13 protein-coding genes are annotated in these 13,757 nt (G+C 38.0%); 1 reads left to right on the top strand and 12 read right to left on the bottom strand.

Annotated features, from left to right (window positions below):
* Positions 1-22: 22 nt before the first annotated feature.
* Positions 23-556: an rRNA large subunit pseudouridine synthase E gene (locus I6G50_RS01955; RefSeq protein WP_197909399.1), complete on the bottom strand. Its 534-nt coding sequence runs from the start codon at positions 554-556 to the stop codon at positions 23-25.
* Between the two features lie 82 nt (positions 557-638).
* Positions 639-3,824, bottom strand: a complete 3,186-nt coding sequence (gene carB, locus I6G50_RS01950; protein WP_197909000.1) for a carbamoyl-phosphate synthase large subunit — start codon at positions 3,822-3,824, stop codon at positions 639-641.
* A 554-nt stretch (positions 3,825-4,378) separates the two neighbouring features.
* Between carB and I6G50_RS01945 the strand changes: the two genes are divergently transcribed.
* Positions 4,379-4,813 (top strand): Spx/MgsR family RNA polymerase-binding regulatory protein, encoded by a 435-nt coding sequence (locus I6G50_RS01945; RefSeq protein WP_003135787.1) that lies wholly within the window; start codon positions 4,379-4,381, stop codon positions 4,811-4,813.
* 32 nt (positions 4,814-4,845) lie between these two features.
* Here I6G50_RS01945 and I6G50_RS01940 read toward each other — a convergent pair whose 3' ends face one another.
* From I6G50_RS01940 to I6G50_RS01895, 10 genes are all read right to left on the bottom strand, one after another.
* Positions 4,846-6,117, bottom strand: coding sequence for an ABC transporter permease (locus I6G50_RS01940; protein WP_003135788.1), 1,272 nt, complete (start codon positions 6,115-6,117; stop codon positions 4,846-4,848).
* Positions 6,110-7,009 (bottom strand): ABC transporter ATP-binding protein, encoded by a 900-nt coding sequence (locus I6G50_RS01935; RefSeq protein ID WP_003135789.1) that lies wholly within the window; start codon positions 7,007-7,009, stop codon positions 6,110-6,112. The genes I6G50_RS01940 and I6G50_RS01935 overlap by 8 nt, the downstream gene beginning before the upstream one ends.
* A 122-nt stretch (positions 7,010-7,131) precedes the next feature.
* A complete protein-coding gene (locus I6G50_RS01930) occupies positions 7,132-8,310 on the bottom strand; it encodes a CHAP domain-containing protein (RefSeq protein ID WP_197908999.1) in 1,179 nt (392 codons plus the stop codon).
* A gap of 225 nt (positions 8,311-8,535) precedes the next feature.
* Complete coding sequence (locus I6G50_RS01925; RefSeq protein WP_081168384.1) at positions 8,536-8,967, bottom strand: flavodoxin family protein; 432 nt, start codon at positions 8,965-8,967, stop codon at positions 8,536-8,538.
* Positions 8,968-9,135: 168 nt separating this feature from the next.
* On the bottom strand, positions 9,136-10,449 hold the full coding sequence (locus I6G50_RS01920) for an FtsW/RodA/SpoVE family cell cycle protein (protein ID WP_003135793.1): 1,314 nt from the start codon (positions 10,447-10,449) through the stop codon (positions 9,136-9,138).
* A 104-nt stretch (positions 10,450-10,553) separates the two neighbouring features.
* Entirely contained in the window at positions 10,554-11,159 is a 606-nt protein-coding gene (locus tag I6G50_RS01915; protein ID WP_197908998.1) for a TVP38/TMEM64 family protein, read from the bottom strand.
* A gap of 17 nt (positions 11,160-11,176) precedes the next feature.
* Positions 11,177-11,572 (bottom strand): CvfD/Ygs/GSP13 family RNA-binding post-transcriptional regulator, encoded by a 396-nt coding sequence (locus I6G50_RS01910; RefSeq protein ID WP_081168394.1) that lies wholly within the window; start codon positions 11,570-11,572, stop codon positions 11,177-11,179.
* Between the two features lies 1 nt (position 11,573).
* Positions 11,574-12,164 carry a peptidylprolyl isomerase gene (locus tag I6G50_RS01905; protein ID WP_081168398.1) on the bottom strand — a complete coding sequence of 197 codons (591 nt, stop codon included), beginning with the start codon at positions 12,162-12,164 and terminating at the stop codon, positions 11,574-11,576.
* A 62-nt stretch (positions 12,165-12,226) separates the two neighbouring features.
* Entirely contained in the window at positions 12,227-13,030 is an 804-nt protein-coding gene (locus I6G50_RS01900) for a Cof-type HAD-IIB family hydrolase (protein WP_197908997.1), read from the bottom strand.
* A gap of 84 nt (positions 13,031-13,114) precedes the next feature.
* On the bottom strand, positions 13,115-13,750 hold the full coding sequence (locus tag I6G50_RS01895) for a response regulator transcription factor (RefSeq protein ID WP_003135334.1): 636 nt from the start codon (positions 13,748-13,750) through the stop codon (positions 13,115-13,117).
* Positions 13,751-13,757 lie beyond the last annotated feature (7 nt).

Genomic DNA, 13,757 nt, shown 5'->3' with positions numbered 1-13,757 from the left:
AAAAAAGAGCAAAAGCTCTTTTTTATTTTATTATTTTGTATGCCCCAGAAGGGAGATCCCCCAACTCATAGGCACCAATCTTCGTCCGTATCAGCCGTAAAGTCGGAAATCCTACATGGGCTGTCATTCGTCGGACTTGTCGATTTTTTCCTTCTTTGATCGATATTTCAACCCAACTTGTTGGTATTGATTTTCGTTCGCGAATAGGTAGTGTACGCTCCCAAAGCCAATCAGGCTCATCCGTAAGTTTAACCTTGGCTGGCAAAGTTTTCCCGTCTTTCAGAAGGACACCCGCGCGCAATTTTTGAGCAGCTTCCTCTGTAAACTCTCCCTCGACTTGTACAAGATATGTCTTGTAAGATTTTGATTTTGGATCGGTCAGGCGATGGTTTAACTTTCCGTCATCAGTCAATAAGAGAAGGCCTTCACTGTCTTTATCTAATCGTCCCGCAGCATATACATTTGGCAAATCAATATAGTCTTTCAGAGTTTTTCTGCCTTCTGCATCTGTAAATTTAGTGAGCACATCAAATGGTTTGTTAAATAGTAATATCATCATTTCTATTGTATCAAAAGATGGCGAGCGTTACCATCTATTGAAGAAATAAAAAAGGCTGCTGAGAGCATGCCTTTTTATGTTAGATAACATTCATCGTAAATGAGCGGCTTTCCATTACGCGTAAGATAGCTTCCGCAGTATCTAACGCAGTAAATAATGGAATTCCACGACTGATTGCCTCTTGACGAATCAAGAAACCATCGGTTTCCGTTGTGGATATACGCTTGCTTCCCATAGTGTTAACAATAGCTTGTACACGGCCTTGACGAATATCATCCAAAACTGTTTCTTCCGCTTCTTCCGTGATTTTGCCAACTTCTCTTACATATAAACCTGCAGTTTTTAAATACTGCGCTGTACCTGAAGTTGCAACTAAAGAATAACCGATATCCGCGAATCTCCGAGCCATGTCGAGTCCCTCGGCTTTATCTTCGTCAGCAATCGTAAAGAGAATCGATCCATAATCTGCCATATGGAGTTTTGAAGCTTCAAAAGATTTATAAAGTGCTTTTTCTAGTGTAGTATCTGAGCCCATCACTTCTCCAGTGGATTTCATTTCTGGGCCAAGCATACTATCTACTTTGGCTAACTTGCTAAAGCTAAAGACAGGGGCTTTAATATGAACAAGTTCAGATTCTGGAGCAAGTCCTGACTCATAACCTAATTCAGCCAAAGTTTTTCCTAAAATCATCTGTGTAGCAAGCTGTGCCATTGGGATACCTGTAACTTTAGATAAAAATGGTACAGTCCTTGAAGCACGAGGATTGACTTCGATAACATATACTTTTTCTTCATGGATAACAAACTGAATATTCATCATACCGATACAATTCAGTCCTTTAGCCAATCGTTTTGTATAGTCAACGATTGTTTCAATAATTTCAGGACTAAATGTTTGAGGAGGGTAGACAGCCATTGAGTCACCTGAGTGAACGCCTGCACGCTCAATATGTTCCATAATTCCTGGCAGCAAGACATCTGTTCCATCACAAATAGCATCAACCTCACATTCTTGACCTGTCAGATAGCTATCCACTAGGACAGGATGCTCAGGTGAAGCTTTGACTGCACGATTCATATAGTTGCGCAAGTCTGTTTCATTATCGATAATCTCCATTGCACGACCACCCAAGACAAAGGATGGACGTAGCAGTACCGGATAGCCAATCTTGTCAGCATTCGCAACTGCTTCTTCTTCGTTTGTGGCTGTGGCCCCTGGCGGTTGTGGGATATCTAAATCAGACAAAGCTTTTTCAAATGAATCACGATCCTCCGCGCGGTCAAGGTCAGCCACCTGTGTACCTAAGATTTGAACGCCAGCCTTTTCCAATGGTTCAGCTAAATTGATAGCTGTCTGTCCTCCAAACTGGACAATCACCCCTTTAGGTTCTTCTAAGTCAATGATATTCATGACATCTTCAAAAGTCAATGGTTCAAAGTAGAGTTTGTCAGAAATGGAGAAGTCTGTCGAAACTGTTTCAGGATTACTATTTACAATAATAGCTTCATAACCCAAAGCCTGAATAGCTTTCACCGAGTGAACTGTAGCATAATCAAACTCAACCCCTTGACCAATGCGAATCGGACCAGAACCTAGAACAAGGATTTTTTCTTTCTCAGATTTGACAGATTCATTTTCCCACGCATAAGATGAATAGAAATAAGGCGTACTACTCTCAAATTCAGCAGCACAAGTGTCCACCATTTTATAAACAGGGAGAATTTCTCCGTCTTTTCGACGTCGACGTACTTCTGTTTCTGTGACATTCCATAAACGCGCGATTTCACGGTCGGAAAAGCCATTTTTCTTCGCAATTTTCAAAATTTCTGGCTCAAAAACATTCAGTTCTAATTCTTTTTCGATTTCTACTATATGGAGTAACTTGTCCAAGAAAAAGATATCAATTTTACTCAAAGATGCAATCTCTTCGATTGGAATTCCACGACGGATAGCCTCCGAAATATAGAAAAGTCGATCATCTTGAGCTTTAATGATTTTCTGATATAGGAGCTCTTCTGATACTTCTTCTAATCCTTCTAGACGATTATGACACACACCTATTTCGAGAGAGCGTACGGCTTTAAGAAGGCTCTCTTCAATATTACGACCGATAGCCATGACTTCCCCCGTCGCTTTCATTTGTGTGCCTAGGTTTCGGTCCCCATTCTCAAACTTGTCAAAAGGAAAACGAGCGATTTTAGAAACAACATAGTCTAAGGCAGGCTCAAACAAGGCGTAGGTCGTATTAGTTACAGGGTTAATAATTTCATCTAAGGTCATACCTACTGCGATTTTAGCAGACATTTTAGCAATAGGATAACCTGTAGCTTTAGAAGCTAAGGCAGATGAGCGTGAGACACGTGGATTAACTTCGATAACATAATATTTATAGGAATGCGGATCTAATGCCAGTTGTACATTACAGCCACCTTCTATCTTCAATGCTCGGATGATTTTCAATGATGCATCACGTAACATTTGATATTCGACATCTGATAAGGTTTGACTTGGCGCGAAGACAATAGAGTCACCCGTATGGATTCCTACGGGGTCAAAATTCTCCATATTGCAGACAACAATTGCATTGTCAGCAGAGTCACGCATTACTTCGTACTCAATCTCTTTGTAGCCAGCTATTGATTTCTCAATCAAACACTGAGTCACAGGTGAAAGTTTTAAGCCATTTGCTACAGTTTCGCGGAGCTCTGCTTCATTATCACAGATTCCACCACCTGTTCCACCCATAGTAAACGCTGGACGTACAATGATGGGGTATCCTATACTTTGCGCTTGTACCACTGCCTCTTCAACGCTCGTCGCTATTTCCGACTCACAAAGTGGCTCTCCTATATCTTCACAAAGTTCCTTAAAAAGTTCTCTATCTTCTGCCTTGTCAATGGCTGATAGCTTTGTACCTAAAAGTTCAACCGAAAGTTCTTCTAAAATGCCGCTCTCTGCTAGTTCCATAGCCATATTTAGTCCGGTTTGTCCACCAAGAGTTGGCAATAAAGCATCAGGTCTTTCTTTGCGAAGAATCTTGCTGACAAACTCTAAAGTAATCGGTTCGATATAAACCTTGTCGGCAATCTCACGATCTGTCATAATCGTCGCTGGATTTGAATTAACGAGTACAACTTGGTAACCTTCTTCTTTAAGCGCTAAACAGGCTTGTGTTCCTGCATAATCAAATTCGGCAGCTTGGCCAATAACAATTGGTCCTGAACCAATAATCATGATTTTTTTAATATCCGTACGTTTTGGCATGATGTCTCCATTTCTAAATTCCAAACAGCTGTGATATAAACTTTACCTCCCTCTAAACGCAAATGTTCCTTCCTTTGTCTAAGAAAAAACACCTGCAAGAAGAGCAGGTGTAAAGAAGATAGAGTATACCCTTTTTGAAAAAAGAGTCTAATATTCATGTTCACAACCTTGCTAGCCTCTCTGGACCAGTTTAAAAGTTTTATCCTTAGTAGGATATCATTTTCTTAAGAAGCAGTCAAACGAAAACTTTTACGTAAGCAAGTACATTTTTCATTAGGTTTAAATAGAATAAGAATTCGATTAAATATGAAGCGTTTTCTATATGATAAAAACAAAAGAGAAATAAATCACAATATCACAATTGAGTTTATATTTAAGACAATGAAATTCACTACAACCTCTTTATTTATTGTTGTTTTTGCATTATTTATCTTTACTATCCAATTACAATTAAATTTTAATTAAAAATCCTCTTGACACTTTTCTAAAAAATGTTATAATTAATCCATATATAGATTAGAAATAAATAAGATTTTTTCGGTAAGGGGGACGAGATGATAAAAATATATACAGTTGCAGGTTGTAGTTCCAGTCAAAAGGCCAAAAAATGGTTAATGGATAATGATGTAGACTTTCGAGAAATAAATCTTCTGACCGATGACATTAAAAAAGAAGATTTCCTTGAAATCCTTGCCTTAACAGAAAATGGCACTGAAGAGATTATTTCAAAAAGAAGCCGTGCATACAAAAGCTTGGCATTAGATTTGGAGCACTTCTCACTGAATACTATGATTACCATCATGAAAGAAAATCGTTCCATTCTACGTCGCCCTCTAATTCTCGATGAAAAAAGACTGCAGATTGGTTACAATGATGATGATATTCGTAAATTTCTTCCTCGGCCTGTACGTCAAGTAAGATTAAGCGACATCAGTCAAAACATTCGGGACATTGTTATGGAACGTGACTTCCATATCCATGCAAGTTAATAAAAAACAGAGCATATCACTGCTCTGTTTTTTTAATTCATTTTATTCTTTAGTCTGTCTTCATTTTTAAGATTATTGATAGACTGTTTTAAAACTTTGAGTAAGCCTCCACTGCTATAGATCAATACATTAGATTTATATAATCGTGCTGAGAATAAAAGGATGAACAGCATTGTGACAAACATAATTCCCATTGAAATCCACACCTGTAAATTACTGGCAACCCCTGTGGCTATCTGCATAGGTAGCACAAAGCTTGAAATAAATGGTATATAACTTGTCACTGTCATTATAATATTATCTGGTTGCGAGGCAAAAATAACCGAAAGCATATAGCCAAGTAAGCCAATCATCGTCATCGGCGTCTGAGCTTTAGGGACATCTTCTACACGTGAAATCAAAGATCCTGATAAAGCCGCTAAGAATGTAAACAGAAGTATCCCTAGAATGACAATAGGAATGACCAGCCAAAATTGACCTGTAAATACTTCCTGAAGATTCAACCCTTCTAAGAAATGTCGTACCATATCGTTATCTTTAAAAATAAAATATCCGACACCAATCTGAAAAGCATAAGCTACAACATTCAGCATACAAACGAGAATAATCCCCACAAGCTTACCATAAAAGTGCGTTTCAGCTTTCACACTTGAAAGAATAACTTCCATGATACGTGTGCCTTTTTCACTGGCTATTTCTTGAGCGACAATACTGCCGTAGGTCGCTACAAAAATCCAAATCATAACGATAAGTACTGTAGCAATGACTTGTCTCAATCCAGAATAATCAGTGCCTTGTATTCGATTACCGTCTGCATCAAATTCGATATGAACTGAATCTAAGGTAGCTGGTGTGAGGAGCTGGGCCTTTTCAGCTGGAGAGAGACCAAGCTGTGCAGCAAATAAACTCTGCTGGATGGACGTTAGAGTCTGAGAAATTGTCATCTGACTAGACATGTCTAGAGAACGAGTGGTTTCTAAATTAGCCTTAATTTTTTCCTTTTGAACGTCAAGAACTAAGATAGCACCAACATCCTCGTCTTTAAGCTTCTGGTTGGCTTCTGACCTGTCCATAACTTCATAGTGGATATCACCTTTAACTTCTGTAAGAGCAGCTCCAATATTTTTGTCTGCGGTGACTACAGCAATATTATCAACATTTCCTGACCCGCCATCTGCTACTCTAGCAATCACATAAATGGCTAAACCTATGAGAAGGGGAAGAAAAACCATGACCAAAAAAGCAACGGATTTCACATTCTTCCGAAAAACTTCTTTTACGATTGTCCAGAATTTACTATTCATAAATCTCACCTGCCTTCATTTTGAATATTTCTTCTAAGGTTGGAGGCTGTTGAGAAAACATGTGGATATAGCCTGATTTTGTAACATAGTCAAAGACTCCTTTCCCTGCTTCTTCATTTGATAAAGTCAGCTCATAAGCACCATTTCGCTGCAGCGTAACTTCTTTTACCCCCTCAAGACTCGACAGTTCTGCTTGGGATACTGGTGCTTCTATAAATACTTTTGTACGCCCAAAACTTTGACGTACCGCATCTACCGTTCCATCCAGTATCTTCTTGCCATCTTTTACCATAATCATCTTATCAACCATTTTTTCAACATTCATCATGTTATGATCTGAAAAGACAACACATACCTGTTGTTCACGTAGTTCAGCAACAGCTGTTTTCAGCAATTCAGCATTAACGGGGTCCAAACCTGAAAAGGGTTCGTCTAAGATAACAAGCTTTGGCTCATGGATAAGTGTCGCAATAAGTTGCACTTTTTGTTGATTACCTTTTGACAAAGTTTTTACCTTATCTGTTCGTTTTCCTTTTACTTCAAATTTTTCCATCCAATAATCGATTTTTTCATCGATTTCTTTTCGAGTTTTTCCTCTCAGCTGTCCAAAAAAACGAAGCTGTGTTTCAATACTGTCTTTCGGATAGAGTCCTCTCTCTTCTGGCAAATAACCTATAATATCATATTCTTTGCTAGATAATGGCTTCCCATTCCATAAAACACTTCCTTCATCTTGCATTAAAAAGTCCAATATAAGTCGAAATGTCGTTGTTTTTCCTGATCCATTTTGTCCGATAAATCCTAAAATCTCTCCATCTTCTATCCTGAAACTCAGGTCATCCACTGCAACAAGCTCTCCAAATGTTTTACGGAGATTTTTCACTTCTAGCATTTTCTTCCTCCTCAAATAAAAATGATAACCTTTTAATTTAGTATACCTTATTAAGAGAGTATATGAAAATAATAAGAAGACTTACTTTAAAATAAAAAAAGCAAGAAAAACTTGCCTTTATATTAGGGGCGTATAAACCTTACACCTGCAGAAGAAACTTCACGGGTCGTCCGAATTCCTAGTCCACCACCATTAGGGCCTGAGAAGTTAGTTTCGGAAATAGTAAGGGTGCTACCATTAACTGCAGTTACAACCGCAACGTGACCTACACCACCTGCACCTTGATTACCTGGAGGGAATACAGCGATTGTACCTACGGCAGGTCCACTATTAGCATAAACTACCCAGTCACCAGCATTCCCAGCATATGTTGGAATGCTTCCACCGAAGTACTCCCAAACTCCCCAAGTACATTGTCCCCATGGATATGGATTTTGATTATTGGTAGGTGGAGGAGTTGGACCTGGATTTACAATAGGGGGGTCCACCTTGTCTCCACCCGTCACTGGTGGCACTACTGGTTCAGGAATATTTTCAACTGTTTCTTCTTTTGGTTTCTCTTGCTGTGAGAGTAATAATTGTTGCTCGGCCAACTTTTGAGCCTCTGCTGCTGCTTGTGCTGCACGCTCAGCTTCAGCTTTTTGGCTCAGTAATTCTTGCTTTTTACCTTCTTCAGAAGTCACCGTTGCTTGGTAGCTAAGCTGAGCTACTTTAAGTTTTGCTTCTTGGGTTGCTAGCTCATCCGCTTGACTACTTAAATCTTGTTGTAATTTTGTTACTTTTTCATATTTAGCTTGATTATCTTTGAGCTTTTCTTGGATATTTTTTTGGTCTTTCTCTTGCTCTTCAATCATCGCTTTGTTAGCATCGGCAACAGTAGCCATGGCAGTAATTTTTTGTATTGCATTAGTCAAAGATTTTGAGTCCAATACTGCTGAGATATAGTTTGTTGCTGAGCCCTCAGTTTGAGCACTACGTGCTTGTGCCTCTAATCCTTCATGACGTTCTTTAATATTTTTGTTTAACTCTTGAATCTGTTCAGACTGTTGTTTCTGTTGGCTTAACAATTTTTCAACTTCTTTTTCCATTGAAACTTGCTTTTCTTTCAATGTTCCAACTTGTGCTTCTACAGCATCTACTTGTGATTGTGCTTTAGCTGCCTCGTCTTTTATAGCCGAAATTTTTGAATCTTGTTCTGCAATCTTTTGCTCCGTTGAATCAGCTGCTACAGTAGCCAAAGGAGCCCCTGCAGTCAATATCACTGTCGAAAGCATCAATGTCATAATTAATTTCTTTTTCATAAAAAGTTAATTCTACCTCCTCAAGGTTTACATATGATTGTTACCATTCTATCACAATTATTTTCATTAGTCTATCAAAATAATTACTTTTGCTTATTTTTGATTACCAAATAAACAAAATGATTACCGTATTTACTGGGATTAAAAGTGCTCCTCAAACCTGAGAGAAAAAGAAAAAAGCTCCAAAATTTTGGAGCTTTCCAATAAAAGGCCAATTAATTGCAATTACAATTTGGTAACTACTTTATCCACAAAAGCGTCAACTTCTCGCACTTGTTCTTGTGTTAAATCACCACCTGCAGGTGCAAAAAACGTAATCCCTTGCATATTCATGTGTAAATCAAAAGATTCTGGATTAACTTTAATTCCTTTTTCTTTTGCTGCTGCAGTAATTTTTTTGATGGCTGACTCCAAGTGACCGGAAGTTGAAAAAGCCACAATTTGCTTAATTTTTCCGCTATCTAAAGCTGCGAGATACTCTTTCATATCTTTAGTTACAGATGCAAACCATACACCAGCTCCGAGAAATAAAACATCCACTTCTTCCTCTAAAGGTTCCGAGATACGTTCTGCTTTTACATTGATTTTATCAGCAATCACATCTGCAACTGCACGTGTATTTCCACCACGTGAAGCATATCTTACTGCATATTTCATTTTTAATTTCCTCCTCTGTTTCCTTAATTATAGACTATCACATTTTGTGAAGTATGTGAAATTTATAGCTTAGAAAATTATCGAACTTTTCTTATTGTCAGCCTCCGTTTTTCAATACCATATTTTAGAAATAAAAAAAGCTTTTCTCAAGGAAAAACTTTTTTTATATCATCGTGTAGTTCGACGGTTTTTAGTTGCTTTTACTCTTTTTTGAGAAGAGCGCGAGAGTCGGGCTTTTTTATTTTCTAACGACTTACGTCCAGCTTCACGAACCGTAATAAATTCTGGAAGTTGATTGTATTTCATTGAAAGAACGAGTCCCAGCCCAATAATGTTACTGATAAGGGCTGAACCTCCTTGTGAAATAAATGGAAGGGGTATCCCCGTCAAAGGAACTAAACCGATAGCTGCTCCAATATTTTCAAACACATGGAAAAGAATCATCATGATAATTCCTGTTGAAATAAAGGTATAGAACTGATTATTTGATTGAAAGGTCACACGAATCATGCGATAAATGAGAATGAAATAGAGCAAGATTACAAAAGTAGCACCAACAAAGCCAAAACCTTCGCCGATTACTGTGAAGATCATATCTGATTCTCGAACAGGCACGTTGATATTTGCTACACCAAAGCCACGTCCAAAGAGGCCTCCCACACCAATAGCAATTAAGGCACGGGATTGTTGCAGTGAGAAAGTCTGCGTGTATTCAAAGGGGTGCAGCCATGCAAGGAAACGGTTGATTTGGTACTGACTAAAAACGTGTCCCAACAATTCTTGGCCTTTCGGGTCCATAACCATAGCCACAATTCCTACCCCAACAAGAATGGCAGCAAGAATAACAGGCAAAATAATTTTCCAAGATACACCTGAAACTAAGATAATACCTGAGGCAATGACGAGGAACACCATAAAGGTACCAAAGTCCTTCTGAAGTCCCGCAAGAACAGCAATCGGCACTGTCGCCAAACCAATTTGACCAATCAAAATAAAATCATCTTTAAGGTAACGCTTTTTCAACTTGTTCTGAAAGGAAACCACAATCTTTGATAAAAATAATATATACGCTATTTTCATCATCTCCGAAGGCTGAAAAAGGTTGGTGTTATGGAAGGCAACCCAGTTTTTAGACCCGGTTAATGCATACATGGAAGGGCTATAAAAAAATAGGGGTAAGACCATCAATATGAGACCAAGGCCATAAAGCACCGGTGTGAGATTCCAAAGCAGTCTGGAATCCATATGCATAACAATCAGAGCTAGTATGACACCAACGATTATCCATGTGCCTTGCTGCCCAACCATTTGCGTTGCTTGCGTTGGATAGTCGTGGCTTACTGCTACCCAAATAGCATATAGTCCAATAACTGTTAAAAGAAAGGCTGGTAATATCAGCGCATAGTCAATGCGACTGTCAAATGTCAACTTATTTTTCGTCAGCTTTTTCTTTTTATTTATTGTATTTGTTTTATTATTCAAAATGAAGCTCCATCACTAGAAAGTATCTAAGCTATATTATACATTATTTACATAAAAATGGTTGCTTCCGCAAAACCATTTTTAATTATTATTCAGATTGCTCATTAGAACAGATTTCCCAGTAAATTCCCTCCAAAAATCAAAGCGTAAGAGTAGAATAAAATCGGAAGTGGCTTACATAGTATCATGACACAGTTGAAAAATTTCCAACTCATTCGTGTTTGACTTGCGATAAGAACCAAAGCATCATCTGGAGCAATGGGGGACAAAATAAGTAGGAGGAAAGCGATATTAAAACGTTTTTGTCCTTTTTCTAACCAAGCCATATATTTGTTGTAAGTTTTTTCTTTAACAAAGACTTGAACTAAGGACTGACCGTATTTTCGTCCCAGATGGAAAAGTATCACTGATCCAATAACAATACCTAGATAATTATAGATAAAGCCCCAGACAGGTCCAAAAATTAAGACACCAGCTGCTATAGTCAAGCCTCCTGGTATTATTGGGATAATAACTTGGATAATTTGCATGCAGAAAAAAATTATCGGTCCAAGAAAGGCGTGCGCCGTTATCAGACTTTTCAAGGTTTCTTGATCTTGAAACACCCCAAGATGCCAGAGGTAAACACTACCAACAATAGTAGCAATAAAACCCAAAATCGTAATCACGTTAAAAACACGTTTGGTATATTTTAAGACATTGTTGTTCATCTTCACCTCGTTTGAATTTAGTTTGCTCTTTCTCTTAGATAGTCCTCGCCTTCTTTAATCCAGAGCTCTCTTTTATCAGCTAAGCTTTTAAAACCAATCTTATCACGGGAATCTGTGAATCTTTTTTTACGATAAAAATAATGATTTTGCGGATTTTCTTCAAGACTACGAATAGAGAGACTGACTTTGCCATTGTACTCATCAATATCAATGATTTGTGACTCGACCTGTTGTCCTACTTTTATAACTTCACGGATATTTTTGACAAAACCTGATTGAACTTCCGAAATATGAATCAAGCCCTTGTGCTCTTTATTTTCTCGATCCGAAAATTTAACAAAAGCACCATAATCTTGTAAGCCAATAATTTCAGCAGTGACTTTATCACCAATTTTTACTGATTTATCAATCATTTTATTTCTCGATAATTTCAATATTTTCAATCACAACATCATCCACTGGACGGTCTTGCATGCCCACGCGCACACCTGCAATTTTATCTAGAACTTCAAATGATGCTTCATCTGCAAGTTGGCCAAAGACTGTATGGCGTCCATCAAGGTGTGGTGTTCCCCCTTGTGTATAAAGTTCAGCAACTTCTTCAGGCCATCCTCCTTCAACTAAAGCTGATTTAGGATAAGGGAGGTTTTGATTTTGTACCACAAAGAACTGGCTGCCATTTGTATTAGGACCAGCATTTGCCATTGACAAAGCACCGCGAATGTTGAACACATCTTGTGAGAATTCGTCTTCAAACTTTTCACCATAGATTGATTCGCCACCCATACCAGTACCTGTAGGATCACCACCTTGGATCATAAAGTCTTTGATAATACGGTGGAAAATAATACCATCATAATAGCCATTTTTACTCAATTCAACAAAGTTTTTAACTGTTTTAGGGGCTACTTCATCAAAAAGCTTCACAGTCATGTCTCCATGATTTGTATGAATAATCGCTGTTGTGCCTTCGTGTTGGTCAAGGTTAAGTTGTGGATAAGTCATTTGTTTCTCTTTTCTAAATTTTATCAAAAATCCCACATGATGAGACTTTCATTTTTGTAAGTTTAATTGATTATTTGTAACTTTTGCAATGCTTTCAAGATACCATCATTCTGAACCGTATCAGTAACGTAATCCGCCTTAGCTAATATTTCAGGATGAGATATCTTCATCGCAACTGATAAACCCGCTAAGTCAAAAAGCTCTTTATCATTAAGCTCGTCTCCAAAATTCATCATATTTTCTGATGTCAGGTTCAGATACTCTAAAACCTTCATACAGCCGTTTGCTTTACTTCCTAAAAGAGGTACTATATCTGAAGAATTTGGGTGCCAGCGTACCATTCTAACCTTGTCTACTAGTGGAGAAGGTAAAACCAAGTCTTGATCGTGATCAGATATTGTAAGCATCTGGTAAACATCATTTGTTTTGTAATAGTCAGGAGCCACTTCAAGTCTGCCGTAATCTTTTGGTATGACCTGCTCAGGTAGTCCTTCCCATTTCGAAGCTTTAAGATTGTCGTTCCCAACAAAGAGATAGTCAGCATTTTCGCTCTTTAACCAAGTAATAATTTCTTCGATTGTGGGCTTATCTAAGAGATTTTTATAGATTATTTCTTGTTCCTTATTTTGAACAGAAGCCCCATTGATTGTCACAAAAAAATCTGGTTTCAGGTTACGAATTTCTGGAAGGACATTGAAATAGTTTCGCCCAGTTGCAATACCCGTTTTTATTCCCTTTTTGCGCAAACTATCAAAGATATAAGGCAAGCTTTCTGGGATAAAACCGGTCTTCAAATCGCGTAAGGTATCATCAATATCAAAGAAAATAATTTTGATATTTGAAGCTTTTTCAATTAAATCTTTCATTTTTCTATTATAACAGAAAAGCAGTAAATCTGCTTCCCCTCATGGGCGTATATGCCTAAAAACATAGGCTCTTTTTGAATGACTTTATTGATCAACAAGCTTGTGCTGAATCGCATAAATTGTTGCCTGGGTACGGTCGTTCACTTCGAGTTTATTGAAAATATTGGACACGTGTGTTTTAACCGTCTTTAGACTTATAAAAAGACGATCCGCAATTTCTTGATTTGATAAACCTTGAGCGAGTATTTTGAGAACTTCCATTTCTCTTTTTGAAAGATTATCATAAAGTTCTGGTTTACGATGCTTTTGTTGGCTTATTTTTTCTTTCACAGCCTGTGATAAGACATCTTCTCCGCTTGCCACTTTACGGACCGCATTTGCAATTTCAGCTGCTTGGGAAGTTTTTAAAATATAACCCTTTGCTCCTGCAGCCAAAGCAGGGAACACCTTTTCATCATCCAAAAAACTGGTCAATATCAGTATCTTCTGCTCTGGCGTTTCCGCCAATATCTTCTGTGTTGCCCCGATGCCATCCAAGCGGTCCATGACTAAATCCATCAAGATTACATCTGGTTTAAGATTTTGAGCTTTGAGATAGCCAGATTCTCCATCAGCAGCTTCTCCAACTACTTCAATGTCAGGTTGAATACTCATGAAACTTGATAATCCAAGACGAACCATCTGATGATCATCAACTATAAGTAATTTTATTTTATCCATTTTTTCC

The organism is Lactococcus garvieae (genome assembly GCF_016027715.1).
GTDB lineage: Bacteria > Bacillota > Bacilli > Lactobacillales > Streptococcaceae > Lactococcus > Lactococcus garvieae_A.
Note: the sequence above shows the minus strand (reverse complement) of the source record. Positions and strands in the feature narration are given on the sequence as shown.

Coding starts and splice junctions, on each gene's coding strand:
- I6G50_RS01935 (WP_003135789.1), bottom strand. CDS start 7,009: ATGCTAGAAGTGAAAAATCTCCGTAAAACATTTGGAGAGCTTGTTGCA.
- carB (WP_197909000.1), bottom strand. CDS start 3,824: ATGCCAAAACGTACGGATATTAAAAAAATCATGATTATTGGTTCAGGA.
- I6G50_RS01925 (WP_081168384.1), bottom strand. CDS start 8,967: ATGAAATATGCAGTAAGATATGCTTCACGTGGTGGAAATACACGTGCA.
- I6G50_RS01910 (WP_081168394.1), bottom strand. CDS start 11,572: ATGATTGATAAATCAGTAAAAATTGGTGATAAAGTCACTGCTGAAATT.
- I6G50_RS01930 (WP_197908999.1), bottom strand. CDS start 8,310: ATGAAAAAGAAATTAATTATGACATTGATGCTTTCGACAGTGATATTG.
- I6G50_RS01940 (WP_003135788.1), bottom strand. CDS start 6,117: ATGAATAGTAAATTCTGGACAATCGTAAAAGAAGTTTTTCGGAAGAAT.
- I6G50_RS01895 (WP_003135334.1), bottom strand. CDS start 13,750: ATGGATAAAATAAAATTACTTATAGTTGATGATCATCAGATGGTTCGT.
- I6G50_RS01955 (WP_197909399.1), bottom strand. CDS start 556: ATGATATTACTATTTAACAAACCATTTGATGTGCTCACTAAATTTACA.
- I6G50_RS01915 (WP_197908998.1), bottom strand. CDS start 11,159: ATGAACAACAATGTCTTAAAATATACCAAACGTGTTTTTAACGTGATT.
- I6G50_RS01900 (WP_197908997.1), bottom strand. CDS start 13,030: ATGAAAGATTTAATTGAAAAAGCTTCAAATATCAAAATTATTTTCTTT.
- I6G50_RS01945 (WP_003135787.1), top strand. CDS start 4,379: ATGATAAAAATATATACAGTTGCAGGTTGTAGTTCCAGTCAAAAGGCC.
- I6G50_RS01905 (WP_081168398.1), bottom strand. CDS start 12,164: ATGACTTATCCACAACTTAACCTTGACCAACACGAAGGCACAACAGCG.